27 protein-coding genes are annotated in these 24,172 nt (G+C 70.2%); 19 read left to right on the plus strand and 8 right to left on the minus strand.

Translation table 11 applies throughout. The features are described from left to right. Positions 1–41: 41 nt before the first annotated feature. Entirely contained in the window at positions 42–2,210 is a 2,169-nt protein-coding gene (locus VKG81_RS18330; RefSeq protein ID WP_324397993.1) for an acyltransferase family protein, read from the minus strand. Between the two features lie 116 nt (positions 2,211–2,326). Between VKG81_RS18330 and VKG81_RS18335 the strand changes: the two genes are divergently transcribed. The 4 genes from VKG81_RS18335 to VKG81_RS18350 are packed head-to-tail and all read left to right on the plus strand — an operon-like array spanning position 2,327 to position 5,975. Beyond that, on the plus strand, positions 2,327–3,631 hold the full coding sequence (locus tag VKG81_RS18335; RefSeq protein ID WP_324397994.1) for an adenosylmethionine--8-amino-7-oxononanoate transaminase: 1,305 nt from the start codon (positions 2,327–2,329) through the stop codon (positions 3,629–3,631). A 6-nt stretch (positions 3,632–3,637) separates the two neighbouring features. Next, positions 3,638–4,789 carry an 8-amino-7-oxononanoate synthase gene (locus VKG81_RS18340; protein ID WP_324397995.1) on the plus strand — a complete coding sequence of 384 codons (1,152 nt, stop codon included), beginning with the start codon at positions 3,638–3,640 and terminating at the stop codon, positions 4,787–4,789. Continuing rightward, the gene (bioD, locus tag VKG81_RS18345; RefSeq protein ID WP_324397996.1) at positions 4,786–5,466 is read left to right on the plus strand and encodes a dethiobiotin synthase; all 681 of its coding nucleotides are present in this window, start codon (positions 4,786–4,788) and stop codon (positions 5,464–5,466) included. Before VKG81_RS18340 ends, bioD begins: the two co-directional genes overlap by 4 nt. Continuing rightward, positions 5,466–5,975 carry a 2'-5' RNA ligase family protein gene (locus VKG81_RS18350; protein ID WP_324397997.1) on the plus strand — a complete coding sequence of 170 codons (510 nt, stop codon included), beginning with the start codon at positions 5,466–5,468 and terminating at the stop codon, positions 5,973–5,975. Before bioD ends, VKG81_RS18350 begins: the two co-directional genes overlap by 1 nt. Here VKG81_RS18350 and VKG81_RS18355 read toward each other — a convergent pair. Continuing rightward, positions 5,972–6,556 carry a TetR family transcriptional regulator gene (locus VKG81_RS18355; RefSeq protein ID WP_324397998.1) on the minus strand — a complete coding sequence of 195 codons (585 nt, stop codon included), beginning with the start codon at positions 6,554–6,556 and terminating at the stop codon, positions 5,972–5,974. The two genes, VKG81_RS18350 and VKG81_RS18355, sit on opposite strands and share 4 nt — an antisense overlap. Positions 6,557–6,607: 51 nt before the next feature. Between VKG81_RS18355 and bioB the strand changes: the two genes are divergently transcribed. From bioB to VKG81_RS18370, 3 genes are read left to right on the plus strand one after another with little or no spacing between them, the layout of a single operon-like run. After that, entirely contained in the window at positions 6,608–7,606 is a 999-nt protein-coding gene (gene bioB / locus VKG81_RS18360) for a biotin synthase BioB (protein WP_324397999.1), read from the plus strand. Positions 7,607–7,616: 10 nt separating this feature from the next. Beyond that, positions 7,617–7,808: a hypothetical protein gene (locus VKG81_RS18365; RefSeq protein ID WP_324398000.1), complete on the plus strand. Its 192-nt coding sequence runs from the start codon at positions 7,617–7,619 to the stop codon at positions 7,806–7,808. Beyond that, positions 7,805–8,377, plus strand: coding sequence for a DUF2567 domain-containing protein (locus tag VKG81_RS18370; protein ID WP_324398001.1), 573 nt, complete (start codon positions 7,805–7,807; stop codon positions 8,375–8,377). Before VKG81_RS18365 ends, VKG81_RS18370 begins: the two co-directional genes overlap by 4 nt. Here VKG81_RS18370 and VKG81_RS18375 read toward each other — a convergent pair. The 3 genes from VKG81_RS18375 to VKG81_RS18385 all read right to left on the minus strand — a co-directional run bounded on the left by VKG81_RS18375 (position 8,354) and on the right by VKG81_RS18385 (position 11,602). Beyond that, positions 8,354–9,475, minus strand: a complete 1,122-nt coding sequence (locus VKG81_RS18375; protein ID WP_324398003.1) for a nitronate monooxygenase — start codon at positions 9,473–9,475, stop codon at positions 8,354–8,356. The two genes, VKG81_RS18370 and VKG81_RS18375, sit on opposite strands and share 24 nt — an antisense overlap. A 20-nt stretch (positions 9,476–9,495) precedes the next feature. After that, positions 9,496–10,848 (minus strand): lipase family protein, encoded by a 1,353-nt coding sequence (locus VKG81_RS18380; RefSeq protein WP_324398004.1) that lies wholly within the window; start codon positions 10,846–10,848, stop codon positions 9,496–9,498. 61 nt (positions 10,849–10,909) lie between these two features. Continuing rightward, positions 10,910–11,602: an NUDIX hydrolase gene (locus VKG81_RS18385; RefSeq protein ID WP_324398005.1), complete on the minus strand. Its 693-nt coding sequence runs from the start codon at positions 11,600–11,602 to the stop codon at positions 10,910–10,912. A gap of 45 nt (positions 11,603–11,647) precedes the next feature. Between VKG81_RS18385 and nadA the strand changes: the two genes are divergently transcribed. From nadA to nadC, 3 genes are read left to right on the plus strand one after another with little or no spacing between them, the layout of a single operon-like run. Beyond that, on the plus strand, positions 11,648–12,649 hold the full coding sequence (nadA, locus tag VKG81_RS18390) for a quinolinate synthase NadA (RefSeq protein ID WP_324398006.1): 1,002 nt from the start codon (positions 11,648–11,650) through the stop codon (positions 12,647–12,649). After that, positions 12,646–14,178, plus strand: a complete 1,533-nt coding sequence (locus VKG81_RS18395; RefSeq protein WP_324398007.1) for an L-aspartate oxidase — start codon at positions 12,646–12,648, stop codon at positions 14,176–14,178. The genes nadA and VKG81_RS18395 overlap by 4 nt, the downstream gene beginning before the upstream one ends. Continuing rightward, positions 14,178–15,047 carry a carboxylating nicotinate-nucleotide diphosphorylase gene (nadC, locus tag VKG81_RS18400; protein WP_324398031.1) on the plus strand — a complete coding sequence of 290 codons (870 nt, stop codon included), beginning with the start codon at positions 14,178–14,180 and terminating at the stop codon, positions 15,045–15,047. The genes VKG81_RS18395 and nadC overlap by 1 nt, the downstream gene beginning before the upstream one ends. A gap of 89 nt (positions 15,048–15,136) precedes the next feature. Here the strand turns inward: nadC and VKG81_RS18405 are convergent, their stop codons facing one another. After that, on the minus strand, positions 15,137–15,703 hold the full coding sequence (locus VKG81_RS18405; protein WP_324398008.1) for a TetR/AcrR family transcriptional regulator: 567 nt from the start codon (positions 15,701–15,703) through the stop codon (positions 15,137–15,139). A gap of 40 nt (positions 15,704–15,743) precedes the next feature. On the opposite strand from VKG81_RS18405, the gene VKG81_RS18410 reads away from it, so the two are divergent. Then, positions 15,744–16,772 carry an alcohol dehydrogenase catalytic domain-containing protein gene (locus tag VKG81_RS18410; protein WP_324398009.1) on the plus strand — a complete coding sequence of 343 codons (1,029 nt, stop codon included), beginning with the start codon at positions 15,744–15,746 and terminating at the stop codon, positions 16,770–16,772. A gap of 2 nt (positions 16,773–16,774) precedes the next feature. Here VKG81_RS18410 and VKG81_RS18415 read toward each other — a convergent pair whose 3' ends face one another. Continuing rightward, positions 16,775–17,185 (minus strand): nitroreductase family deazaflavin-dependent oxidoreductase, encoded by a 411-nt coding sequence (locus VKG81_RS18415; RefSeq protein WP_324398010.1) that lies wholly within the window; start codon positions 17,183–17,185, stop codon positions 16,775–16,777. 77 nt (positions 17,186–17,262) lie between these two features. On the opposite strand from VKG81_RS18415, the gene hisD reads away from it, so the two are divergent. Genes hisD through hisI form a run of 8 tightly spaced genes read left to right on the plus strand, consistent with a single transcriptional unit; the run spans position 17,263 to position 23,682 of the window. Next, positions 17,263–18,609 (plus strand): histidinol dehydrogenase, encoded by a 1,347-nt coding sequence (hisD, locus tag VKG81_RS18420; RefSeq protein WP_414685318.1) that lies wholly within the window; start codon positions 17,263–17,265, stop codon positions 18,607–18,609. After that, on the plus strand, positions 18,606–19,757 hold the full coding sequence (locus tag VKG81_RS18425; protein WP_324398011.1) for a histidinol-phosphate transaminase: 1,152 nt from the start codon (positions 18,606–18,608) through the stop codon (positions 19,755–19,757). The genes hisD and VKG81_RS18425 overlap by 4 nt, the downstream gene beginning before the upstream one ends. After that, positions 19,751–20,368 carry an imidazoleglycerol-phosphate dehydratase HisB gene (gene hisB / locus VKG81_RS18430; RefSeq protein WP_324398033.1) on the plus strand — a complete coding sequence of 206 codons (618 nt, stop codon included), beginning with the start codon at positions 19,751–19,753 and terminating at the stop codon, positions 20,366–20,368. The genes VKG81_RS18425 and hisB overlap by 7 nt, the downstream gene beginning before the upstream one ends. Beyond that, positions 20,365–20,988, plus strand: coding sequence for an imidazole glycerol phosphate synthase subunit HisH (hisH, locus tag VKG81_RS18435; protein WP_324398012.1), 624 nt, complete (start codon positions 20,365–20,367; stop codon positions 20,986–20,988). The genes hisB and hisH overlap by 4 nt, the downstream gene beginning before the upstream one ends. Positions 20,989–20,998: 10 nt before the next feature. Continuing rightward, the gene (priA, locus tag VKG81_RS18440) at positions 20,999–21,748 is read left to right on the plus strand and encodes a bifunctional 1-(5-phosphoribosyl)-5-((5-phosphoribosylamino)methylideneamino)imidazole-4-carboxamide isomerase/phosphoribosylanthranilate isomerase PriA (protein WP_324398014.1); all 750 of its coding nucleotides are present in this window, start codon (positions 20,999–21,001) and stop codon (positions 21,746–21,748) included. Next, positions 21,738–22,553 (plus strand): inositol monophosphatase, encoded by an 816-nt coding sequence (locus VKG81_RS18445; protein WP_324398016.1) that lies wholly within the window; start codon positions 21,738–21,740, stop codon positions 22,551–22,553. Before priA ends, VKG81_RS18445 begins: the two co-directional genes overlap by 11 nt. After that, a complete protein-coding gene (gene hisF, locus VKG81_RS18450; RefSeq protein ID WP_324398017.1) occupies positions 22,553–23,341 on the plus strand; it encodes an imidazole glycerol phosphate synthase subunit HisF in 789 nt (262 codons plus the stop codon). The genes VKG81_RS18445 and hisF overlap by 1 nt, the downstream gene beginning before the upstream one ends. After that, on the plus strand, positions 23,338–23,682 hold the full coding sequence (hisI, locus tag VKG81_RS18455; protein ID WP_324398018.1) for a phosphoribosyl-AMP cyclohydrolase: 345 nt from the start codon (positions 23,338–23,340) through the stop codon (positions 23,680–23,682). The genes hisF and hisI overlap by 4 nt, the downstream gene beginning before the upstream one ends. Here the strand turns inward: hisI and VKG81_RS18460 are convergent. Then, positions 23,679–24,143: a peroxiredoxin gene (locus tag VKG81_RS18460; protein ID WP_324398019.1), complete on the minus strand. Its 465-nt coding sequence runs from the start codon at positions 24,141–24,143 to the stop codon at positions 23,679–23,681. The genes hisI and VKG81_RS18460 overlap by 4 nt on opposite strands. Positions 24,144–24,172: the final 29 nt, after the last annotated feature.

A 24,172-nucleotide genomic window follows, 5' to 3' on the forward strand; every position in this document is an offset into this window, starting at 1 on the left:
CATTCGACCCTATCGGCGCCAGGGATCGGCTGCGCGGCGTGTCACCACCAGCCGGTGGCCCCGCCGATCTGGCGTCCCAGCTCGGCGGTCATGGTTCGGACATAGGTGGCCGATAGGTGATGAGAGTCGTGATACACCAACACGTTTCCCTCGACGGCGCGGCAGACGTCCTTGCGGCACAGCGCATCCGTCATATCCAGCGGCTTGAGCAGCGGAAACTCCGCCACGAAGTCGAGGGTCGGGTTGCGCTCGTCGAGCACGTCGGAGCGCTTCATCCCGCACGAGCTCGGATTCCCTCCGTCGGCAAGGCAGTCGGCGGGCTCGAACGGTCCGCCCTCCTTGACCATCCATGGCGTGTCCCTGATACCGAGTATGCCGATGTTGTTGTCGGACAAGATCTGCCAGATGCCGATGTAGCTCGCGGGCATCAGGTCACCGTGCTCGGCGCGCCGGGGGCGGGTGCTGTTGGTGAAGACGTAGTCGGGACGGTCGGCGACGAGTTTGGCCATCACCTTGTCCACCCACTCGCGGCACTGCGGGTAGGGAATGTTGCCGCCAACGATCAGCGGGACCGGCTCCGTGGACAGCGGACAACCCATCTTCAGGTACGTCACGACGCGGAAGTGGTGCAGCCTGCCGAGCAGATCCAGTGCGGTGATCCAGTGCTCGGCGTGCGAGCCGCCTGCCAGTGCGATCGTCCGGACGGCGGACCTGTCCCCGTAGGTGCAGTTGATCAGCGCCGGGTTGAGGAAGTCGCTGATGCAGCCGTCCATCGTGGTCTCGGGCAGATCCTTCTTGGCCTCGAGCACCGTCGGCCGCATCGGCAGCTTGGGCACCCTCACGTGGTTGATCAACGCGCGCGCGCCGGGATAGTCGGCGGCCGACAGCCCGGCCAGTTCCCTGCCGTTGGCGCGCTGCACCGTGACATGCTCGCGCCAGGTGAACGACGTGGCCGTCAACGTCACCCCGAGCAGCGCCACCACGGAGCCGAGCACGATCGTCGGGCGGCGGAACCGCACCCGCAGCGGCACCGGGTTGGGTCGCGCGTCAGCCGCGGCGGCCCGATAGCGCAGCGGGTTCTCGACGTACCTGGTGGTCACGTATGCCAGCGCGCCGGACACCAGCAGCACGCCCGCCCCGTCAACGAAACCTGCGCTCCGGTGTCCGCTGTAGGCAAGCCAGAAAATCAGCAGCGGCCAGTGCCACAGGTAAAGCGAATAGGCCATCGCGCCGAGTGTGACCAGCGGCGCCGCCGCCAGCACACGGTTCGGAACCGGCATCCGGTCGCGGGTGGCCGGATCGGCTTGCCGGTTTGCTGCGGCGAGGATCATCAAGACCGTCGCACCGACGGGGACCAACGCGCACGGGCCGGGGAACTCCTTGACGCCGTCGATGAGCGCGCCGCACGACAGGACCGCCGCCAGTGCGACGGTCGCAGCGGCGGTCCGCAGCCACATCGGCCACCGGACGTAGGGCACCAGCGCGCCGACGAGCGCGCCCAACATCAGCTCCCACGCCCGGGCGAAGCTGTTGTAGTAGGCGGTGGACTGGTTGGCCGCGTGCGCAGAGACCGCGAACACGAACGACCCGACCGTCAGCGACGTCAGCAGGATCACGAGCGAAACCCGAAGGTATTTGCCGAGAACGCGGCGGAACACCAGAGTGAACGAGAAGACCAGCGCCAGGAACGCGACGTAGAACTGACCCTGCACCGACATCGACCAGATGTGCTGCAGCGGGCTGACCGCCTCACCGGCGCGCAGATAGTTCGACGCGGTGCTCGCCAACTCCCAGTTCTGGTAGTAGCCGAGGCTCGCCAGGCTTTGGTCAGCAAACGTCTCCCAGCGCGTCTGCGGCTGGACCAGGATGGTCAGCAGGGCCGACCCGGCAAGCACGACGACGAGCGCCGGAAGCAACCGGCGGACCAAACGCCTGAGCTCGGGAATCGGCGAAAGCGACGAGTTCGGCGTCAGCGCAGTGCGCAACACCGAGCCGCCGAAGAAGAAGCCGGACAGCACCAGAAAGACGTCTACACCACCCGAGACGCGGCCAAACCAGACGTGGAACATCGCGACGAGCGCGATCGCCACACCCCGCAGGCCGTCCAGGTCGTGCCGGTAGAACCCCGCCCTCCGAGTGCCCGTCCCGGGGGTGAGCACAGCCGCCGGGACGGTTGCCGACACCGGCCGGGAGGGAGACAGGGTGATCATGGTCGACGATCAATCTACCCAAGCAGGGGCCCACGCTCATGCCACAGTCCCAGGGCGCGCGGCGGCGAGCAAAGCCAAACGGGTGGACGCCGTGGCCTCGGTTAGGCTCGTTCTCCGTGCCCGCGTTGACACCCGAGGAGATCAGCGCGATCGACGCCGCGCACATCTGGCATCCGTACAGCCCGATCGGCGCCGGAGTGTGGAAGCCGCTGGTCGCCGTCGGCGCCCGAGGTGCCCGGATCACAGTCATCCGCCACGGGCGTCGCGTCGAGGTCCTCGACGGGATGAGCTCGTGGTGGACCGCGATCCACGGGCACGGCCACCCGGTGCTCGACGCGGCGATCACCGCACAGCTGTCGAGAATGAACCACGTGATGTTCGGCGGGCTCACCCACGAGCCCGCGGCGAGGCTGGCGCAACTGCTGGTCGAGGTCACCCCCGACGGCCTCGACACCGTGTTCTTCTCCGACTCCGGCTCGGTGTCAGTCGAGGTCGCCATCAAGACGGCTCTGCAGTACTGGCGGAGCCTGGGACGGCCGGCCAAACACCGGCTGATGACCTGGCGCGGCGGATACCACGGCGACACCTTCACCCCGATGAGCGTCTGCGACCCGGACGGCGGCATGCACTCGCTGTGGACCGACGTGCTCACCCCGCAGGTGTTCGCGCCGCAGGTGCCCGCCGACTACGACCCCTGCTACAGCGCCGCGTTCGAGGAGCAGCTGGCCGGGCACGCCCACGAGCTGGCCGCGGTGATCGTCGAGCCTGTCGTGCAGGGCGCCGGCGGGATGCGCTTTCACGATCCGCGCTACCTCTTCGACCTGCGCGCAGCGTGCTGCCGTCACGACGTGCTGCTGATCTTCGACGAGATCGCGACCGGCTTCGGCCGGACCGGTGAGCTGTTCGCCGCCGACCACGCCGGCGTCGCGCCCGACGTCATGTGCGTCGGAAAGGCTCTGACCGGTGGCTACCTCACACTGGCCGCGACCCTGTGCACCCGCGAGATCGCCGACACGATCAGCTCCCACGAGCCCGGTGCGCTGATGCACGGGCCGACGTTCATGGCCAACGCGCTGGCGTGCGCGGTGTCGGTGGCCTCCGTCGAGCTACTGCTCGGCCAGGACTGGCGGACCCGGGTGTGCGAGATCGAAGCCGGTTTGCGGTCCGGCCTGAAACCGGCGGCGGGGCTGCCCGGCGTCGCCGACGTGCGGATCCGCGGGGCAGTCGGGGTGGTCGAGATGCGCCAGCCGGTACATCTGGCGCAGGCGACCGCGGCGGCACTGGATCGCGGAGTCTGGCTGCGGCCGTTCCGCAACCTGATCTACGCGATGCCGCCGTACATCTGCACGCCCGACGAGATCGAGCGGGTCACCTCCGCGATGGTCGCGGCCGCCGCCGCGGTGGGCGAAGCCTTAGGGTAGAGCGAGATGACAAGGGCCGGGACCGACATGTCACCGCTGGCGTGGCTCGACGACGTCGAGCAGCAGCGGCGCCGGACCGGGCTGCGCCGGTCGCTGCGGACGCGATCGCCCGTCGGTGCCGAGGTGGACCTCGCCTCCAACGATTACCTGGGGCTGTCGCAGCATCCCGCCGTGATCGACGGTGGCGTGCAGGCGTTGCGGACGTGGGGCGCGGGGTCGACGGGCTCCCGGCTGGTGACCGGCAACACCGAGTTGCATGAGGAGTTCGAGTCCGCGCTGGCCGCTTTCGTCGGCGCGGAGGCGGGTCTGGTCTTCTCGTCGGGGTACACCGCGAACCTGGCCGCGGTGGTGGGGCTGACCGGCCCGCGCGCGCTGCTGGTCTCCGACGCGCGCAGCCACGCGTCCCTCGTCGACGCCTGCCGGCTGTCGCGGGCCCGGGTCGTGGTCAGCCCGCACCGCGACGTCGGCGCGGTCCGGGCCGCACTCGCCGACCGGACCGAGGAACGCGCGGTCGTCGTCACCGACTCGGTGTTCAGCGCCGATGGCGTGTTGGCCCAGCTGCCGCGGCTCTACGACGCGTGCCGCGAGCACGGCGCGCTGCTGGTCGTCGACGAGGCGCACGGGCTCGGCGTTCGAGGCGGCGGCCGAGGCCTCCTGCAGGAGGTCGGGCTGGCCGGCGCGCCGGACATCGTGATGACGACGACGCTGTCGAAGGCGCTGGGCAGTCAGGGCGGCGCGGTCCTCGGGCCCGTCGCGGTGCGCGACCACCTGATTGACGCCGGCCGGCCGTTCATCTTCGACACGGGCCTTGCGCCCGCGGCGCTCGGCGCCGCGCTGGCCGCGCTGCGCATTCTGATCGACCGGCCGGACCTGCCGCAGGCCGTGCTGCGCAACGCCGCCGACCTGGCCCGCACGTGCGGTGTGGCCGACACCCCCGAGTCGGCCGTGGTTTCGGTGATCCTCGGCGAGCCGGAGGTGACCGTCGCCGCCGCCGCCGCGTGCCTCGACCGCGGCGTGCGGGTGGGGTGCTTCCGGCCACCGTCGGTGCCGCCGGGCACGTCGCGGTTGCGGCTGACCGCGCGGGCGTCGCTGACGGACGACGAACTCCAGACCGCGCGCCGGGTGCTGACGGAAGTGCTCGCCGCGAACCGAACGTGAGCGTGCTGGTGATCACCGGCACCGGCACCGGGGTCGGCAAGACCGTCGCCACCGCCGCACTGGCCAGCAGGGCGCGGCAGGCAGGCATCGATGTCGCGGTGTGCAAGCCGGTGCAGACGGGCACCGCTGCAGGCGACGACGACCTGGCCGAGGTCCGCCGGTTGTCCGGCGCGGACAACGTCGTCGGGTCGTGGCGCTATCCCGAGCCGCTGGCGCCGGTGGCCGCCGCACAGCTTTCGGCGGTGCCGCTGCCCAGTCGCGTGGAACTGGACGTGTTCGTGCGGGCTGTCGACCGCTCCCGCCAGTTGACGTTCGTGGAGGGCGCCGGAGGGCTTCTGGTGGAGCTCGGGTCCGACGGGACGACACTGCGTGAGTTGGCCATCGATCTTCACGCCCCGGTGCTGGTGGTGACGACGCCGGAGCTGGGCACGCTAAACCATACCGCGCTGACACTGGAAGCCCTTGCCAGGGAGGGTATTTCGTGTGCCGGACTGGTCATCGGCCGGTGGCCCGGGCAGCCCGGTGTCGTCGAGGAATCCAACCGCGAGGCGCTGGGTCGGCTGGCGCCGCTGCGGGCGGTGCTGCCGGCGGGGGCAAGCACGTTGAGCGCCGACGAGTTCGCGCGGATGAGCGCCGCCGAAGTCGACGCCGAGTGGCTGACGGGACTGGTCGCCTAGTGGTTCACTCGGTCGAGCTGCTCCTCGACCCGGATACCGAGTCGACGACCCGCCGCGTGTGGGAGGCGCTATCGGAAGCGGGCCTGCGCAGCCCGGGGCAGGCGAGTCGGCCCCACGTGACTTTGGTTGTCGCCGAAGAGATCTCGACCGATGTCGATGAGCTGCTGTCACCGGTGACCCGGCAGTTGCCGTTGCGGTGCCTGATCGGCGCGCCGATGGTGTTCGGCGAGTCGCGATTCACGCTCGTGCGGCTCGTCGTGCCGACCGCGGCGCTGCTGGCACTTCAGGCCGAGGTGCACCGCATCTGCCTGCCCTACCTCGTGCCCGGCCCGGCGTCGAACACCCTTCCGGGGCAGTGGACCCCGCACCTGACGATGGCACGCCGCGTTGACCCGCCGCAGCTGGCCCGTGCCGTGACGATCCGCAAGCTTGCCCGGGACGTCATCGCCAGCGTCGTAGGCCTCCGTCGCTGGGACGGCACAAACCGCATCGAATACGAAATCCCTTAACGGGAGATTTCGGCGCGGTGGGCCGCGATGCCGTGAACCAGCAGCCGCAGCCCGAACCCGAACCGGCCACCGGCGTCCGCCGACAGCACCGACTGCTCGTCGGCCAACGCCCCGGCGGCGTCCCACTGCAGGCGGGACTGCTCGTCGGCGGTGAACCCGAGCACGTAGTACACGAGCGTCCGGGCCGCGAGGTCCGCCTGTTCGGGCGCGACGCCGGCCGCGCCGGCCGCATCCGCCAGGCGAGACACGATCTGAACGGCGGCGCGCGACTGCCCGGCCGCGAAGCTGGCCGATACCAACTCGGCGCCGTCGGTATGCGACAGCAGGGCGTCCCGCAGCCGCGCGCCGATCACTTCGACGCGCTGACGCCAGGCCGCGGTCGGCACGTCCGCGCACGCGGGTTGCAGAATCCGGTCGGCGACAGCGCCGAGTAGCTGCTGTTTGTTCGCGAAATGCCAGTACAGCGCCCCGGGGCTGACGTCGAGTTCGCGGGCCAGGCGGCGCATGGTCAGATCCGCGATGCCGTACTCGTCCAGCAGCGCCGTCGCCGCGTCGACAACGTCCCGTTTGTGCAGCTGCACGCCGCTACCCTAACCTGAACACCGTTCAAGTCGCCGTCGAGAGGATCACGCGTGACCGACGACATCATCGCGCTGGCCCGCGAGCAGGTGCTGGACCGGGGCGAAGGCCTGGACCAGGACCAGGTGCTCGAGGTGTTGCGGCTGGCGAACGACCGGCTCGAGGAGCTGCTCGCGCTCGCCCACGAGGTGCGGATGCGCTGGTGCGGACCCGAAGTCGAGGTCGAGGGCATCATCAGCCTCAAGACCGGCGGCTGCCCGGAGGACTGCCACTTCTGCTCGCAGTCCGGGCTTTTCTCGTCGCCGGTGCGCAGCGCGTGGCTCGACGTGCCCAGCCTGGTCGAAGCCGCCAAGCAGACCGCGAAGACCGGCGCGACGGAGTTTTGCATCGTCGCCGCGGTGCGCGGTCCCGACGAACGGCTGCTGGCTCAGGTCGCCGCGGGCATCGAGGCCATCCGCAACGAGGTCCACATCCAGATCGCGTGCTCGCTGGGCATGCTGACCCAAGAACAGGTCGACCGCCTGGCCGCGATGGGCGTGCACCGCTACAACCACAACCTGGAGACCGCGCGGTCGTACTTCGGAAACGTCGTCACCACCCACACCTGGGAGGAGCGCTGGGACACGCTGTCGATGGTCCGCGACGCCGGCATGGAGGTCTGCTGCGGCGGCATCCTCGGGATGGGCGAAACCCTCGAGCAGCGAGCCGAATTCGCGGCAAACCTCGCCGAACTCGATCCCGACGAGGTGCCGCTGAACTTCCTGAACCCGCGCCCCGGCACGCCGTTCGGGGACCTGGACGTGTTGCCGGCCTCCGAGGCGCTCAAGGCGGTGGCCGCATTCCGGCTCGCGCTGCCGCGAACGATGCTCCGGTTCGCCGGCGGGCGGGAAATCACGCTCGGCGACCTGGGCGCGAAGCGGGGCATCCTCGGCGGAATCAACGCCGTGATCGTCGGCAACTACCTGACCACGCTGGGCCGCCCGGCCGAGGCCGACCTAGAACTACTCGACGACCTGCAGATGCCCGTCAAGGCGCTGAACGCCACGCTGTAGACAGGTAGGCATGTTCAACGTCTACACCGGCGAACCCGACGGCACCGCGGTGCCCGCGGCGGCGCAGCTCGGGCTCGAGCCACCGCGGTTCTGCCCCGAGTGCGGCCGACGGATGTTGGTTCAGGTCCGACCCGACGGCTGGTGGGCGCAGTGCTCACGGCACGGCCGGGTGGACTCCAAGGATCTGGAGACGCGCCGATGACGCGGGCAGTCGCGGTGGTGGTCGCCGGGTTCGCGGTCGCGGGCGCGCTGGTGGGCGGTGTCTGGGTGCTGGTGGCCCCGCCCGTGCACGGCGCGGTCGCGCTGAACAAGTCGGGCCAGCGGTTGCACGTCTACCTCGGCAACGAGGCCGACCACTTCTTCGTCTCGGCCGTGATGATGGTCGGCCTGCTGATCGCCGTCGCGGTCGTCGCGGCGGTCCTCGTGTGGCAGTGGCGAAAGCGCCGCGGTCCCGCCATGGTGGTTGCGCTGGTGCTCGGGGGCGCCGCCGCCGGTGCCGTCGCGACCGCCGTCGGCGCGGGACTGGCCCGGCTGCGCTACGGCGCGGTCAACGTCGCCGCCGCCCCGGTGTCGCCGCAACATCGCGTGCACTACGTCACCGAGGCTCCGACGGTGTTCTTCGGCCACGCGCTGTTGCAGGTGCTGACGACACTGCTGCTGCCCGCCGCCGCCGGGGCCCTGGCCTACGCAACGATGGTGGCGGCATCGGCGCACGACGACCTCGGCGTCGGCGACGGCGCCGAACCGTCAGTCCCCCAGGCTGTTGGCTAGCCGTTGGGCGGCATCCAGATAGTCCTGCGCGAACTCGTAGACAACCTGGCGCGCCGGCTTGACGCTGTTCATCAGCCCGACGCCCTGGCCGACCCAGTACGTGGCCAGCGCGCGGGCGCCCTCGTCGCCGTTGCCGGCCAGGGTGTCGATGCGGCGCAGGACGGGCTCGCTGAGCATCGACTGCAGCGGCATCGGCAGCGGATCGGGTCCTTTTCCTGACTCCCACGCCTCGGTCCAGTCCGACTTCAGCTGCCGCGTCGGCTTTCCGGTCCGGCAAGTCGAGCGGATGGTGTCGCGGGAGGTAGCCGCCAGCATCCGCTGCTTGGTGTAGGGGGCCGTCTCGGCCTCCTCGGTGGTCAGCCACACCGACCCCGTCCAGGCGCCCGCGGCGCCCATCGCGACCGCGGCGGCCATCTGCCTGCCCGTGACGATGCCGCCGGCGGCCAGCACGGGAACCGGCCGGATGGACTCGATCGCTTCGATCACTTCGGGGACCAGCACCATCGTCGTCACCTCGCCGCAGTGCCCGCCCGCCTCGGTGCCCGCCGCGACGAGAATGTCGACCCCGGCCTCGACTTGCCTGATCGCGTGTTCGCGCGCCCCGACCAGCGCGGCGACCGGCACGCCGTGCGCCCTGCCGGCCTCGAGCATCGACTTCGGCGGCCTGCCGAGCGCGTTGGCGATCAGCTTGATCGGATGGGAAAACGCCACCTGCAGCAGCGCGTCGCCGGCGTCGTCGGAGATCGCCACCCGCGGCGGCCGTGACCGCTCCATCGGCTCGATGCCGTGGTCTTTGAGTAGCGCGCTGACGTAGTCGCGGTGCTCGCCCGGGATCATGTCGGCGACCTGCTCGGACGTCAAACTCCGGCCCTTGCCCGTGTACTTCTCCGGCACGATGATGTCGACCCCGTAGGGCTTGCCGCGCACCTCGGCGTCCACCCACGCGAGCTCCTGCTCGAGCTGCTCCGGGGTATGCGTCGACGCGCCGAGGACCCCGAACCCGCCCGCGTTGGTGACGGCGGCGACCACGTCGCGGCAGTGACTGAAGGCCAGTAGCGGAAGGTCGATGCCAAGCATGTCGCAGATCGCGGTCTTCACCGGAACCCTCCTTACTCGCGTTACTCGTCGGCCTCCGACAGCGGACGCCGATGGAGCCGCCGGCCGGTGATGACCTTCGCGGCGATCAGCCCCAACCGAATCATGCCCCTGTAGGTCGACGGGTTAAACAGGGTGGGCCAGGTGGTGCGCACCAGGTGTTCGTCGAGCGGCCGGCCCGCGAAGCGGTCCCGCAGCCATCGCAACGTCATCGGCGCCGACATCGGGTGCAGCAGCATGTGTTCGCTGAACAGATCGCGGTGATATGTGACCGCCGCACCGCCGAAACGGTAGGCCTCCGCCAGGTCGTCGATGTCGTCGACGCCCACGATCCTGTCGTGCACCGCCTGCAGAATCAGCACGGGGAGCCTGGGGGCCGCGCTGCCGAGCCTGATGCGGTCGAGGATGTACCGGACTTCGGGCTCGTCGAGGACCTCGTCCAGCGGCTTGTTGACGAAGGAGTCGATGTTGCGTCGCGCCATGCGGATGACCGCGCGGATGGTGGTCATCTTCTCCAGCGACTCAAGCAACGCGCGGCCCTCGTCGGTGGCGTGCCGCTGGATCACCCGGTCGAGCTCGGGGAAGACATGGCCGAGGGCCGCGATAACCATGGCGGGCAAGCCCGAGTAGAACGTTCCGTTCAGCCGCTCGAACGCGTGCCCCAGGTCGCCGACCGGCGAGCCGAGCACTGCCCCGACGACGCCCAGTTCGGGGGCGTAGTCGGCGGCCACCTCGGCGGCCCACGCGGACGCCAGCCCGCCGCCGGAATAGCCCCACAGCCCGACCGGCGCCCCGGCCGACAGGTCCAATCGTTCGCAGCTGAGAGCGGCGCGGACGCCGTCGAGCACGCGGTAGCCGGGCTCGTATGGCGTGCCCCACGCGCCGTGAGTGCCTTCGTGGTCGGGTACCGAGACGGCCCAGCCCTCCGCCAGCGCCGCGGCGATCAGCAGGAATTCGAACTGGGCCAGAGCGCCCACGGCCCTGGCCCCGCGCCGCAGGGCATATGACGGAAAACAGCGCGACGCCACCGCGTCGATTGCGCACTGATAAGACACCACAGGGCAGACCTTCTCGGGCCCACGCTCAGCCGGCACCAGCACGGTGGTGACGGCCGCCTCGGGCCGCCCGTGCATGTCGGTGCTGCGATACAGCAGCTGCGCGGCGGTGAACTGCTGCGGGATCAGCCCGAGAAAGGCCAGCTCGACGTCGCGGGACCGCAACACCGTGCCGGGCGTGGCGTGGTGGTAGCCGGACGGCGGCTCGTAGAACGGGTCTTTCACCGGCAGCAGCGGGCGTCCTCGCGCAAGATCGTGGTGCGGGGCGCAGCCGATCCAGTCAGCCCCGGTCGCCGCGGCCAGGCTGGCAGAGTCCGTCATTGACACTCCTTCGTGACCCAGCGGCCATTCTTGCTTAAGAAGACGTTAAAACCCAATCGACTCACCCGGGCGGGCGCAGTGCGGCGAATTCGTCGGTGACGCGCAGCAGCGAATCGGTGAACCGGTACAGCGCGGCCGGCCGCCCGCCGCTGCGTCCCGAGCGGGCGGTGGTACCCGTCGGGGTGATGACGCCACGGCGGACGAGCACCCGCTGCAGGTTCGTGGCGTCGACTTGATAGCCCAGTGCGGCGCCGTAGATGTCGCGCAAGGTGGACAGCGCGAATTCCTTGGGCGCCAGGGCAAATCCGAGGTTGGTATACGACAGCTTCGCGACGAGCCGGGTGCGAGCGTGGGCGATCATCGTCCCGTGGTCGAACGCCATCGGCGGCAGCGCGCTGACCGGATGCCAGCGGGTGTCGGGCGGCAGCGCCGGAATTGCGGGGGAGGGGACCAGGCCAAGGAACGTCGACGCGATCGTGCGGGCGCCCGGGACGCGGGCTGGGTCGGAGAACACGGCAAGCTGCTCGAGGTGGGCGAGCTCGCGCAGGTCCACCTTCTCGGCGAGTTGACGGCGCACTGAACTGGTCATGTCCTCGTCATGACGCAGCCGCCCGCCCGGCAAGGACCAGGCGCCGCGCTGCGGGTTCATCGCCCGTTCCCACAGCAGCACGCTGAGCTGCGGCTTCGGCGTGCCCAGGTGACGAACCTGGAACACGACGGCCAGCACTTCGTGCTCGGTGCTACCATATGGCATGTTTTCGATTATAAGTCGAAAACCCCGCGACGTGAGGAGGCGGCCATGACCGTCGTTGACCGGGTTGACGAGCTCGGCGTCGAGCCGAACGCCGAATGGGCCGCCGAGGTGCGCCGCCTGGCCGGGCTGCGCGGCGCCACGCTGCTCGCGCACAACTATCAGCTGCCTGAGATCCAGGACGTCGCCGACCACGTAGGCGATTCGCTCGCGCTGTCCCGCATCGCCGCCGAAGCACCGGAGGACACGATCGTGTTCTGCGGGGTTCACTTCATGGCCGAGACCGCGAAGATCCTCAGCCCCAACAAGACGGTGCTGATTCCTGACCAGCGGGCGGGATGCTCGCTGGCCGAGTCGATCACGGCTGACGAGCTGCGCGCGTGGAAGGCCGAGCATCCCACCGCAGTGGTCGTCTCCTACGTCAACACCACCGCCGCGGTGAAGGCACTCACCGACATCTGCTGCACGTCGGCCAACGCCGTCGACGTGGTGGCATCGATCGATCCCGACCGCGAGGTGCTGTTCCTGCCCGACCAATTCCTCGGCGCACACGTGCGGCGGGTGACCGGACGGGCGAACATCAACGTCTGGGCCGGTGAGTGCCACGTGCACGCCGCCATCAACGGCGGCGAACTGGCCGAGCAGGCCCGCGCACACCCCGACGCCGAGCTGTACGTGCATCCCGAATGCGGCTGTGCTACGTCGGCGCTGTACCTGGCCGGCGAAGGTGCCGTGCCCGCCGACCGGGTCAAGATCCTGTCGACCGGCGGCATGCTCAACGCCGCCCGCGCCACCCGCGCCCGCGAGGTGCTGGTCGCTACCGAGATCGGCATGCTGCACCAGTTGCGAAGGGCCGCGCCCGAAGTCGACTTCCGCGCCGTCAACGCCCGCGCGTCGTGCAAGTACATGAAGATGATCACGCCCGGCGCGCTGCTGCGCTCCCTCATCGACGGCACCGACGAGGTCGACGTCGACCCCGAAACCGCACGGCTGGCCCGGCGCAGCGTGCAGCGGATGATCGAGATCGGCAAGCCCGGCGGCGGCGAATGACCAGGCCCTCGTGGCATGCCAGGGCCGACGTCGTCGTGATCGGAACCGGCGTCGCCGGACTGGCCGCCGCGCTTGCCGCGCATCGACGGGGCAGCTCGGTCATGGTGCTGAGCAAAGCCGGGCAGACCGCCACCCACTATGCGCAGGGCGGCATCGCCGTGGTCCTTCCGTTCACCGACGACTCGGTGGACGCCCACGTCGCCGACACGGTCGCGGCGGGCGGCGGGCTATGTGACCCCGACGCGGTGCGCTCGATCGTCGCCGACGGCTACGCGGCGATCGCCGACCTGGTCGGTGACGGCGCCCGGTTCGACGAGTCGGCGCCCGGCCGCTGGTCACTCACCCGCGAGGGAGGGCATTCGCGACACCGCATCATCCACGCCGGCGGCGACGCCACCGGCGCGGAGGTGCAGCGTGCGCTGGACCACGCTGCCGCCATCCTCGACATCCGCCGAAATCACGTTGCGCTGCAGGTGCTTCACGACTCCGACGGCGTGACCGGGCTGCTGGTGCTCAACGACGATGGCGTGGGTGTGGTGCACGCGCCCGCGGTGATCCTGGCCACCGGCGGGCTCGGCCACCTCTACCGGGCGACCACGAACCCGGAAGGATCCACGGGCGACGGCATCGCGCTGGCGTTGTGGGCCGGCGTCGCCGTGGCCGACATCGAGTTCATCCAGTTCCACCCGACGATGCTGTTCGACGGCCACGGCGACGGGCGACGGCCCCTGATCAGCGAGGCGTTGCGCGGGGAGGGTGCGATACTCGTTGACGCTCAAGGTCGTTCGGTGACCGCGGGCGTTCACCCGATGGGCGACCTTGCTCCGCGTGACGTGGTCGCGGCCGCGGTGGAGGCGCGGCTCGCCGAGACCGGCGAGCAGTGCGTGTACCTCGACGCGCGCGGCATCGCCGGGTTCGAGCGCAGATTCCCGACGGTCACCGCCGCGTGCCGGGCGGCGGGCATCGACCCGACCCGCAGGCCGATCCCGGTGGTGCCCGGGGCGCACTACAGCTGCGGTGGCGTGGTCACCGACGTGATCGGTCGCACCGCGCTCGCCGGACTGTTCGCCGCCGGCGAGGTGGCGCGCACCGGCATGCACGGCGCGAACCGGCTCGCGTCGAACAGCCTGCTCGAGGGCTTGGTCGTCGGCGGGCGCGCCGGCAGGGCCGCCGCCGAGCACGCCGCGGCCGCGGGGGCGGTGATCGCCCGGGTCCCCGAGCCGGTCACCCACTCGGCGCTGCCCCGTCGCAAACTACAGCGAGCGATGAGCCGACACGCGTCGGTGGTTCGCGACGGCGCGGGCCTGCAGCGGCTCATCGACAAGCTCGACAGTGCCCGGCACCGGAGCGCGGCCTGCCGTGCCGACGCGGAGGACATCGCGCTGACCACCACCGCCCGCGCGGTCGCCGCAGCGGCCTTGACGCGCACCGAAACCCGCGGCTCCCACCACCGCGCCGACTACCCGGATCCCGACCCGGGACAGGCACGCAGCGTCGACGCGCAGGTGGCGGCCGGGGCGTGCTGCTGATGGAACTCAGCGACCACGAGCGCACCGAGGCCCGCGCGGTGATACGCCGCGCCCTCGACGAGGACCTGCGTTACGGCCCGGACGTAACCACGCTGGCCACGGTGCGGTCCGATGAGACCGCGGCCGCTGCGATGGTCACCCGGCAGCCCGGCGTCGTCGCGGGAATCGACGTGGCGCTGCTGGTGCTCGACGAAGTGATCGGTCCCGACGGTTATCGCGTGCTGGACCGGGTGTCCGACGGGGACCGGCTGCAGCCCGGCGAGCCGCTGGTGCGGCTGCAGGCCGGCACGCAGGGCCTGCTCACCGCCGAACGCACGATGTTGAACCTGGTCTGCCACCTGTCCGGGATCGCGACCGCGACCGCGCGATGGGTGGACGCCGTGGACGGCACGAAGGCCCAGATCCGCGACACCCGCAAGACGCTGCCCGGGATGCGGGCGCTGCAGAAGTACGCCGTGCGGGTCGGCGGTGGGGTCAACCACCGGATGGGGCTCGGCGATGCCGCGCTCATCAAGGACAACCACGTCGCCGCCGCCGGCTCGGTGCTGGCGGCGTTGCGCGCGGTCCGCGCCATGGCGCCCGACCTGCCGTGCGAGGTCGAGGTCGACTCGCTGGAGCAGCTCGACGACGTCCTCGGCGAAGATCTCGACGACCACGGTGCGTTGGTGCTGCTGGACAACTTCGCCGTGTGGCAGACCCAGATCGCGGTGCAGCGCCGCGACGCGCGCGCGCCGTGGGTGAAGCTGGAGTCGTCCGGCGGGCTGTCGCTGGACACGGCTGCCGCGTACGCCGCTACCGGCGTCGACTACCTGGCCGTCGGCGCGCTGACCCACTCCGTCCAGGTGCTCGACGTCGGCCTCGACATCTAGCCCGTGTGCTGCCAGACGAACTCGCCGGCCCGCTGCACGCGGCGATGGAAAAGGCCGCGGCGATCATCAAACACACCTTTGAAAACGGCCTAGCGCCGCAATAGCGACTGCGCCGCGGCCCTGGCCGCCCGCAGCGCGCGCACGTCGCCGGTCGTGCGCGAGAGGACAAGGGCGCCCTCGATGATCGACACGACGGCCAGGGCTTGGTCGGCGGCCTGTTCCGCGCCCCATCCATCGGCGCGCAGTCGGTCGGCGATCGCCGCACACCAACCGTTGAACGCCCGCGCCGACGCCCGGCGAACCAACTCGCTGGCATGCACCGATTCGGTCGCGATCGGCTCCACGGGGCAGCCGTCGCGGCAGTCCGCGGCCAGGCCTCCGGCCAGCAGGTCCACCCACCGGCCCACGACCGTCTCCACGGGCACGTCGGCGGCCAGCGCGCGGCGCAGGAGCTTCTCGATGTCGCCACCGGCGGACTCGACGACGGCGGCGGCCAGTTCCTGCTTGCCGCCGGGGAAGTGGTGATAGAGCGACCCCGCCTTGACTCCGGCCTCCTCGAGGATCTGGTTCAGACCGGTCGCGGCGTAGCCCTGCCGCCGGAACAGGGTGCCCGCGGTCTCAATCAAGGCGCTGCGGCTGCGATCGGGGCGGGGCACCCTCTTGACAATACTAGAAAGATCACTCAAGAATGCTGGAATGCGGCAACTGACCTACGAAGAACCGGGGCGCTGCGCCTGGCGCGACGTTCCCGACCCGCAGCTCACAGCCTCGGAGCAGGCGGTGGTGCGGCCGCTCATGGTGGCCTGTTGCGACTTGGACGTCGCGGTCTCGCACGGTCTGGCACCGCTGCCGCCCGGTTACGCCGTCGGGCACGAGGGACTGGCCGAAGTCGTCGAGGTCGGCGACGCCGTCACAACCGTCAAGGCCGGTGACAAGGTCGTCGTGCCGTTCCAGATCAGCTGCGGTGACTGCCGTGAGTGCCGGCGAGGGGTGACCGGTTCCTGTGCGTCGGTGCCGCTCATGGCGATGTACGGACTGGGTCCGCTCGCCGGTCTCGACGGCGGGGGCTTCATGTCTGACCTGGTGCTGGTGCCCTACGCCGACGCGATGCTCCTGCCGGTGCCGACGGGAGTCGACCCGGTGTCGATCGCCTCGCTGTCGGACAACATTCCCGACGGCTGGCGCGCGGTCGGCCCCTTCCGGTCGGACCTGGCGGCCCTCGATCCCGCGGACCGCCGCGTGCTCGTGACCGGCCGGCTGTCGATCGGCTTGTACGCGGCGGCGTTCGCCGCGGCGCTCGGCGCGCACGTCGACTATGTCGACACCGACACGCACCGGCTCGCCGCCGCCGAGAAACTCGGCGCGCGGGCGCACGAGCGCCCGAAGCCGGACAAGTCGTGGGACCCCTACCCGGTCACCGTGCACACCTCCGCCGACCCGTCGCTGCTGAGCGCCACGTTGCGGGCGACGTGGCCGGACGGCGTCTGCACCGACACCGGGATCTACTACCAAGGCTCGGTGGAGATGCCGATTCTCCAGATGTACACGCGCGGTGTGCAATTCGTGACCGGGCGCGTCAACGCCCGCGCGGCCATCCCGGAGATCCTCGAACTCCTCGCCGGCGGATGCGACCTGGCGCCTGCCGTCGACCGCATCGTCGCGTGGGACGACGCCGCCGCGGTGTGGCCGACGATGACCGGCAAGACCGTGTTCAGCCGGGCATAGCGTCAGGCGATGTCCGCGACGAACACACCCACCGTGCGTGCCCCCCGCCGCGCGATCCACGGCAGGGACGGGTCGCCGGTGCCTGCGGGCAAGACACGTGGATTCGTGACGTGCACATCCCGGCGGAAAAGGTGGACGTCGGCCTCACCCGCGGCGAGCACGTTCTTGACCCAGTTCGTCTTGCCGTGCGCCAACAGGATCGCCAGCTGGTTCCCCTTGCGGTACGCCGACACGACCGTTTCATAGTCCTTGCCCGACGTGCGGCCGCGATGCTTGACGATCGCGAAGCTCGGCAAATACCGCCCGGCACGCAGGAAGACAGGGTTGATGTACTTGATCTGCAGGCGCTCCAGCCAGGGCGGGAACCTCATCGGCACGCCCGGGGCATTGTTGGGATGATCCTTGGTGGACATGACGGCTCCGTTCGCCAATGCGGTTTGGCGTCACTGTACCGACGCGCGGCGATATCGATTTGTCCTGCTCTGGGACAATGGTGGGCGTGAATGCACCACCGCCCCAGATGGCCCGCGTCGACCTGCGCGACAGCACGCTGAGCGCGGCCGCGCTGCGGGCCACACTGCCGCGCGGGGGTGTCGACGTCGACGCGGTACTGCCGAAGGTCCGACCGATCGTCGAGGCGGTCGCGCAGCGGGGCGCCGACGCCGCGCTGGACTACGGCACGTCGTTCGACGGCGTGCGGCCGCCCGCGGTCCGCGTCCCGACGGCCGATCTCGACCACGCGCTCGGGGAACTCGACGAGAGCGTGCGCTCCGCGCTCGAGCTCGCGATCCAGCGCGCCCGCGCCGTGCACGACGACCAGCGCCGCACGGACACCACGACGGCAGTGGCCCCGGGCGCCACCGTCACCGAGCGCTGGGTGCCCGTGCAGCGCGTGGGCCTGTATGTGCCCGGCGGCAACGCCGTGTACCCGTCAAGCGTGGTGATGAACGTCGTACCGGCCCAGACCGCCGGGGTGGAGTCACTGGTCATCGCAACCCCGCCGCAGGCCGAGTTCGGCGGACTACCCCACCCGACCATCCTCGCGGCGGCACGGCTGCTGGGGGTCGACGAGGTGTGGGCCGTCGGCGGCGCACAAGCCGTGGCGCTGCTCGCCTACGGCGGCACCGACACCGACGGCGCCGAGCTGGCTGCCGTCGACATGATCACCGGGCCAGGAAACATCTACGTCACCGCGGCAAAGCGGATCTGCCGCTCGGTGGTCGGCATCGACGCCGAGGCCGGCCCGACCGAGATCGCGATCCTCGCCGACCACACCGCCGACCCGGCGCATGTCGCCGCCGATCTGATCAGCCAGGCCGAACACGACGAGATGGCCGCCAGCGTGCTGGTCACACCAAGTGAGGACCTGGCCAACGCGACGCTGTCCGCGCTGGCGGCCCAGCTGGAGACCACCGTGCACCGGGAGCGGGTGACGGCGGCGCTCACCGGGCGCCAGTCCGCGATCGTCCTCGTCGACGACATCGACGCCGGCGTGTCCGTGGTCAACGCCTACGCGGCGGAACACCTCGAGATCCAGACCGCAGACGCGTCCGGTGTGGCAGCCCGGATCCGCTCCGCCGGAGCGATTTTCGTCGGCCCGTGGTCGCCGGTCAGCCTCGGCGACTACTGCGCCGGCTCAAACCACGTGCTGCCGACCGCCGGTTGTGCGCGGCACTCCAGCGGTCTGTCGGTGCAGACCTTTCTTCGCGGCATCCACATCGTCGATTACTCCGAGGCCGCGCTGAAAGACGTGACGGGACATGTCATCACGCTGGCCGAGGCCGAGAACCTGCCCGCGCACGGCGAGGCGGTGCGCCGGAGGTTCGAGCAGCGATGAGCCCCCTGCGCGAAGAACCCACCGCTCGGCGAGTCACGCTCGACGACCTGCCGCTGCGCGACGACCTTCGCGGCAAATCGCCCTACGGCGCGCCGCAACTCGACGTGCCGGTGCGGCTGAACACCAACGAGAATCCGCACCCGCCGACGCAGGCGCTGGTCGAGGATGTCGCCCGGGCGGTCCGCGAGGCCGCCGTCGACCTGCACCGCTATCCCGACCGCGATGCCACGGCGCTGCGCCGCGACCTGGCCGCATACCTGACCGTCCAGGCCGGTGTAGCGGTCGGTTTGGACAACCTCTGGGCGGCAAACGGTTCCAACGAGATCCTGCAGCAGCTGCTGCAGGCGTTCGCCGGTCCGGGCCGAAGCGCGATCGGCTTCGTCCCATCGTATTCGATGCACCCGATCATCTCCGACGGCACCCAGACACGGTGGCTCGAGGCGCACCGGTCCGACGACTTCAGCCTGGACGTGGACGCGGCCGTGGCCGCGATCGAAGAGCACGGGCCCGACGTGGTGTTCGTCGCCAGCCCCAACAACCCATCCGGACAGAGCGTTTCGCTCGCCGACCTACGGCGACTGCTCGACGCGATGAACAACGGCATCCTGATCCTCGACGAGGCCTACGGCGAATTCTCCGCGGCACCCAGCGCGATCGCTCTTATCGAGGACTATCCGACCAAGCTGGTCGTCACCCGCACCATGAGCAAGGCTTTCGCGTTCGCCGGCGGCCGGCTCGGCTACCTGATCGCCGCACCGGCCGTGATCGACGCGATGCTGCTGGTGCGCCTGCCGTATCACCTGTCGTCGATCACGCAGGCCGCTGCCCGAGCCGCGCTGCGTCACGCCGACGAGACGCTCGGCAGTGTCGCCGCGCTGGTCGCCGAACGCGAGCGTATCACGGAAGCGTTGCGCGGCCTGGGTTTTCGTGTCATCGACAGCGACGCGAATTTTCTGCTGTTCGGGGAGTTCGCCGATGCACAGGCGACCTGGCAACGCTACCTGGACGCCGGGGTGCTGATCCGCGACATCGGCGTGCGCGGGTACCTCCGCGCCACCACCGGTCTGGCCCACGAGAACGACGCGCTGCTGGAGGTCAGCGCCCGGCTCGCGGCCACCGAACTCACCACGCCGTTAGGAGCATCGTGACCGAGAACCGCCGCGCCCGCGTGGAGCGCACCACCAAGGAGTCCAAGATCGTCGTCGAACTCGACTTGGACGGCACCGGCGTCGTCGACGTCGACACCGGGGTGCCGTTCTACGACCACATGCTCACCTCACTGGGCAGCCACGCCAGCTTCGACCTGACCGTCCGGGCCGAGGGCGACGTCGAGATCGAGGGACACCACACCATCGAGGACACCGCGATCGTGCTGGGCCAGGCGCTCGCGAAGGCGCTCGGCGACAAGAAGGGCATCCGCCGGTTCGGCGACGCGTTCATCCCGATGGACGAGACCCTCGCGCACGCGGCCGTCGACGTTTCCGGCCGGCCGTACTGCGTGCACACCGGCGAACCGGATCATCTGCGCCACACCATGATCGCCGGATCCAGCGTGCCCTACCACACCGTGATCAACCGGCACGTGTTCGAAACGCTTGCGATGAACGCCCGGATCGCGCTGCACGTGCGCACGCTCTACGGGCGCGACCCACACCACATCACCGAGGCGCAGTACAAGGCCGTCGCCCGCGCGTTGCGCCAGGCCGTCGAGCGCGATCCGCGGGTGTCCGGGGTGCCGTCCACGAAAGGCACTCTGTGACAAAAAAATCCGTGGTCGTCCTGGACTACGGTTTCGGCAACCTGCGCTCGGCCCAACGGGCCCTGCAGCGGGTCGGAGCCGACGTCGAGGTCACCGCAGATCCGGCGGTGGCCGGCGCTGCCGACGGGCTTGTGGTGCCCGGGGTGGGCGCGTTCGAGGCGTGCATGTCGGGCCTGCGCGGCATCGGCGGCGAGAAGATCATCGCCGAACGGCTGTCACGCGGCCGTCCGGTGCTGGGCGTCTGCGTGGGCATGCAGATCCTGTTCGCCCGCGGCGTCGAATTCGGCGTCGAATCGAGCGGCTGCGGGCAGTGGCCCGGCGCCGTCACACGGCTGGATGCACCCGTCATCCCGCACATGGGCTGGAACGTCGTGGAAGCGGGCACCGGCAGCCGGCTGTTCGCCGGCCTCGACCCCGACGCCCGCTTCTACTTCGTGCACTCCTACGCCGCTCAGCGCTGGGAGGGCGACGCCGCCGCGGTGCTGACCTGGGCCACTCACCACGTGCCGTTTCTGGCCGCGGTCGAGGACGGGGCACTGTCGGCCACGCAGTTTCACCCGGAGAAGAGCGGCGACGCTGGGGCCACGCTGCTGGGCAACTGGGTTCGGGAGCTGGTCTAGGTTGGCATACGTGCCTCTCATCCTGCTGCCGGCCGTCGACGTGGTCGACGGCCGCGCCGTGCGCCTGGTGCAGGGCCAGGCCGGCAGCGAAACCGAATACGGGTCGGCTGTGGACGCGGCGCTCGGCTGGCAGAACGACGGCGCCGAGTGGATCCACCTGGTCGACCTCGACGCGGCGTTCGGCCGCGGCTCGAATCGTGAACTGCTGGCCGAGGTGATCGGCCGCCTGGACGTCAACGTCGAGCTTTCCGGTGGCATCCGCGACGACGAGTCGCTCAAGGCTGCGCTGGCAACCGGTTGCGCGCGCGTGAATCTCGGCACCGCCGCGTTGGAGAACCCGGACTGGTGCGCCCAGGTGATCGCCGAGCACGGCGACAAAGTCGCGGTCGGCCTTGACGTGCGGATCGTCGACGGCGACCACCGGCTGCGCGGGCGCGGCTGGGAAACCGATGGCGGCGATCTGTGGTACGTGCTGGAACGCCTTGACAGCCAGGGGTGTTCGCGGTTCGTGGTGACCGACGTGACCAAAGACGGCACGCTGACCGGACCCAACATCGACCTGCTGTCCACCGTCGCGGAGTGCACCGACGCACCAGTGATCGCGTCAGGCGGTGTCTCCAGCCTCGAGGACTTGCGCGCGATCGCGACGCTCACCGACATCGGCGTCGAGGGCGCGATCGTCGGAAAAGCCCTCTACGCCGGCCGGTTCACGCTGCCGCAGGCGCTGGCCGCGGTCGCAAGGGCCCGCAATGGCGCTTGACGTCGCGGACCTGGATGCCCTGGTCGCCGAGGCGGCCGTGATCCTCGACAAGGCCGCCGTGCGGTTCATCGAGGGGCGCGGCGCCGACTCCGCGGTGCGCAAGAAGGGCAACGACTTCGCCACCGAGATCGACCTGGCAATCGAACGACAGGTGGTCGACGCGCTGGTGTCGGCCACGGGAATCGACGTGCACGGCGAGGAGTTCGGCGGCGCCGACGTCGACTCGCCGCTGGTGTGGGTGCTCGACCCCATCGACGGCACCTTCAACTACGCCGCGGGTCTGCCGCTGGCCGGGATCCTGCTCGGCCTGATGCGTGAGGGCGAGCCGGTCGCGGGCCTGACGTGGCTGCCATTCACCAACGAACACTTCACCGGCGTTCTCGGCGGACCGCTGCGCTGCAACGGCGCCGAGCAACAGCCACTGCGGCCCGCCGAGCTCGTCGACGCGATCGTCGGGGTCGGCACGTTCAACGTCGACTGGCGCGGCCGGTTTCCGGGCCGGTACCGGCTCGCGGTGCTCGAACACCTGAGCAGGGTGTCGTCGCGGGTGCGGATCCACGGCGCCACCGGTGTCGACCTGGCCTACACCGCAGCCGGGATCCTCGGTGGTGCGATCAGCTTCGGCGACCACATCTGGGACCATGCCGCCGGGGTGGCGCTGGTGCGGGCGGCGGGCGGCGTCGTCACCGACCTGGCGGGCAACGACTGGAGCTTGTCGGCCAGTTCGGCACTCGCGGGTGTGCCGCACTGCCACGGCCAGATCCTCGAGATCCTCAACGAAGTCGGCCCGCCGGAGTCGTACTGATGGGTTCGAAACAAGACACTCTGGCGGTTCGCGTAATCCCATGCCTGGACGTCGACGCAGGCCGGGTGGTCAAGGGCGTGAACTTCGAGAACCTGCGCGATGCCGGGGACCCGGTCGAGCTGGCCGCCGCCTACGACGCCGAGGGCGCCGACGAGCTGACGTTCCTCGACGTCACCGCCTCGTCGTCGGGGCGTGCCACGATGCTGGACGTGGTGCGTCGCACCGCCGAGCAGGTGTTCATTCCGCTGACGGTGGGCGGCGGGGTGCGCTCGGTCGAAGACGTCGACATGTTGCTGCGTGCGGGCGCGGACAAGGTGTCGATCAACACCGCGGCGATCGCGCGCCCGGAGCTGCTCGCCGATCTGGCCCGCCAGTTCGGGTCGCAGTGCATCGTGCTGTCAGTCGACGCCCGCACCGTCCCCGAGGGCTCGGCGCCGACGCCGTCGGGCTGGGAGGTGACCACGCACGGAGGCCGGCGGGGCACCGGCATCGACGCGGTCGGGTGGGCAGCGCGCGGCGCCGAACTCGGGGTCGGGGAGATCCTGCTGAACTCGATGGACTTCGACGGCACCAAGGCCGGCTTCGATCTGCCGATGCTGAGGGCGGTGCGCGCGGCGGTGACCGTGCCGGTCATCGCCAGCGGCGGCGCAGGCACGGTGGAACACTTCGCCCCTGCGGTTGTCGCAGGTGCCGACGCCGTGCTCGCCGCCAGCGTGTTCCATTTCCGGGAGCTCAGGATCAAGGAGGTCAAGGCGGCGATGGCGGCAGAAGGGATCGTCGTGCGATGACGCTGGACGCCACGATCGCGTCGCGGCTCAAGCGCGACGCCAGCGGGCTGATCACGGCGATCGCCCAGGAGCGCGGCACCGGAAAGGTGCTCATGGTGGCGTGGATGGACGACGACGCGCTGGCCCGCACGCTGGAGACACGGGAGGCGACGTATTACTCGCGCTCTCGGCGGGAGCAGTGGGTCAAGGGTGCGACGTCGGGACATACCCAGCACGTCCACTCGGTGCGGTTGGACTGCGACGGCGACACCGTGCTGCTGGAGGTCGACCAGGTCGGCGCGGCGTGCCACACCGGCGACCACAGCTGCTTCGACGCCGACGTGCTGCTGGGCGACGACTAGGCAGACTGGCGCGCCCGCAGCACCTCCAGCGCCTTGTCGGCATGCACGTTCATGTTCACCTCGCTGCCGATGACCTCGAGGATCTTGCGGTCGGTGTCGATGACGAACGTCTTGCGCTGCACCGGCATGAGCATGCCGAGCAGTCCGCGCTTGACCCCGAACTCCGCTGCGATGCTGCCGTCGGCGTCCGACAGCACCGGAAAATCGAATCCGTGGTCTTGCGCGAATTTGGCCTGCTTGCTCACCGGATCGCGGCTGATCCCCACGCGGGACGCGCCGACGTCGGCGAATTCCTTCGCCAGATCCCGGAAGTGGCACGCCTCGCGGGTGCACCCGGGTGTGCCCGCGGCGGGATAGAAGAACAGCACCACGGGCCCGTCGGCCAGGAATTCGCTGAACTCACGTGGCTTGCCGGTCTGGTCGGGGAGGACGAATTCGTCGACGATGTCACCGCGTTTCATGCAGCACTACGCTACGCGCGGTCCACGCG

This window comes from Mycobacterium sp., assembly GCF_035314905.1.
GTDB lineage: Bacteria > Actinomycetota > Actinomycetes > Mycobacteriales > Mycobacteriaceae > Mycobacterium.